Below are 2,509 nucleotides of genomic sequence, written 5' to 3'. Positions count from 1 at the left end.
GTTTCGTCTCTTGCGGCGGAAAGCGATAGGTGTACCGGTAGGAAGCCTTGACCTTCTCACGCTCGACGGTCCGGTCCAGTGTTGCACCCCCGATGCATTCGACATCCTCGATCATCTCTGCCTCGGTCATGTCCATGCGATCGAAGTAGGCCCACCACTCCGGCTTCTRCTCGCGTCGGTGGTAGTCAAGAAGCTGATACGCCACCAATCGATGCTGATCCTGCTCAGTTCTCTCGTCCTCGCGCTCAGGTATCCCGTCACACATCGTCCGCTCAAACTCCTCGAGCCGGACCTCGATGGGCTTCTTCTCGCCGACTTCCACAGTTGGGGATGCTGCACCACTAGCAGACGCCGCCAAGATGGCCCAAGGCATTGCCTCGGGTCGCAGCTGGCAAAGCCATTGATGCAACTTAAAGGTAGACAGGACGTCATCGCGGTTGTAGTCGGCGATCTCCTGGAGCAGTCTGGGGTCCTTTGTCTCCTTCCATTTTTCATAGTAGAGAATACTGGCGCCAGCATTCGTCACGTCACCTACCCGCTGGCCCAGATAGAACTTCTCCACGTACTTGATAGAGTAGCTGGGTTCGGAGATCAGCAACGCTTCGCGCACAACCTTGTAGAGATCGACGAGCTTGCCCCTTCGCAGCAGACCATCGACCTCGGCTTCGCGGGTGCCATGCATCGACATCAGCTTCTTCAGGGCCGTCGCCTCATAAGCTGCGTAGTGATAGATGTGTGCGTCAGGGTACTTCCGCAGCCGTTCGTAGACGAAATCGATGAACCGCTCGAACGCCAGCCTTTCCTCCGCTCGTGTATGCGCCCAGAATGGAACAAATTCTTCGACCCCATCATCGACGATATACAGCCCGAACAGATACTCGAGACCGCCTTCCTCCAATGGATCGCCTTCCATGTCGAAGTACATGTCCCCTGCACTCGGCATCGGTAACCGCTCAAAGCCACGCAGTCCCTGGTCTACCTTGGGAAGCAATTCGAGGTGTATGCCACCCTCGTTGCGCGCCTTGAGTTGAAGTGCTGCCTGCGCTCGCAAGCGCTCGAGCGTCTTTGGTGCCAGCTTGGGGATCGACACTTGTGCCGGCATCACGGCGAGTTCGGCGAGCGTAGTAACGCCACTCTCCGAGAGCTTCTTGATTTGTGCCTTCGAGATATTGGCGACGTACGACAGATGGTCATCATCGGACCGCCTACCATCGCACAGATTAATCCACTCACACTGCGAGCATTTGTCGCACGGATCCGGATACGTATTGACCGCTTCACCCTCCGCGATGCGGCGCTCGAAGCGAGCCAGCACATCCCGAAAATACATGAAATAGTCAGCCACACGAAAAGTGGCCACATGCCCGCTGCCGAGGACTACCTGCATCGACTGCGGCATAGTTCCCTGTTCTCGGCTTAGGAGCCAGGAATAGAAGCAGAGCTGGATGATGAATTTCCCGCGAGCGGAACGGGCTAGCTTCGTATCCTGAACTTCATAGCTGTACGCGCCAAGCTGCGAAGGCGAATCGACCCTCACGAGAAAGTCTGCGTAGCCCAGGTACTGACCATACAAAAATGCGGCCTGAAAGATAACGTCCACGCCCTCTTGCATGGCTTTGCGGGTCGCGGTCACCCGCGCTTCCACCGAATCACCCTCCGCGTTGACATCAACCCACGACCGGCCCTGGATGAGTTTCTCAAAATAGGCCTTCTCGTGCGCGAGCCCCTTGTCCTGAATCAACTTCAACTGCGGATCTTCGGGCGCCTTTTCGAGAGGTGTCTCGAGATTCTGAAGGCCAAGTGTCGTGCTGTGTTCGCATTCGAGAAAGGATACGATGTCTGACGCGGAGAACAAGTACGACCCATTTTTCTTTTGCATGCTGTGCCTCAATGTCACACCGGCGGACCACAGCCGCCGAAACACAAGCTCGTCGGAGGCCCGCCGTGCTCAGGGAAGGGATATGCCTCGGATACGCTGATAAAGGTCGACAGCGTACGAATCCGTCATACCGGAGACGAAATCGGTCACGCGAATCAGACGCTCATACTCCGACATCGTGTCAAATGGCGCATTGCCTCCTGGCATCAGACTGAGCAGCGTGCGGGCCCGTGAAGGCGGCTTCTTCGGATTTTTCGCCTTGTTTTCAACCGCGCCCACAAATGCCGACAGAAGCCCGCTGATGACCTCGAAGCCGCACGCTTCCACCTCGACGACCGGCTTGGCACAATACACCTGACGAACCGCTACGTCCTTGAACCGCTGGAAATGGCCGGCGTATTCGATTTGCTTGGTGAGTTCTTCGTCAAACGCACCGTTCATCAACCCGTCATAGTGCTGATTGAACACCGCAACCGTCGCGTGGATCAGCGCGTTCACCGTCACGGCCCGGAAGTACTCGGCCCTGCGTTCGTCGTCCCCCAACCGGTCGGCGCGTTCAAGGCTTCTGTCATTCAACCAAGGCCGATGGAGATCGCGGAGTTCCTCGAAACTAACCACCCCCGCGCGGAA

At 57.0% G+C, this 2,509-nt stretch carries 2 protein-coding genes; both read right to left on the bottom strand.

The genetic code is table 11. The features are described from left to right. Positions 1 to 1,879 (bottom strand): TM0106 family RecB-like putative nuclease (locus AC1DPR_RS31540; RefSeq protein WP_477817970.1); only part of this gene is annotated, 1,879 nt, incomplete at its 3' end. A 69-nt stretch (positions 1,880 to 1,948) separates the two neighbouring features. Next, a partial coding sequence (locus tag AC1DPR_RS31535) for a hypothetical protein (protein WP_477817969.1) occupies positions 1,949 to 2,509 on the bottom strand: 561 nt, incomplete at its 5' end.

Source organism: Rhizobium sp. 01T417 (assembly GCF_056398905.1).
Note: the sequence above shows the minus strand (reverse complement) of the source record. Positions and strands in the feature narration are given on the sequence as shown.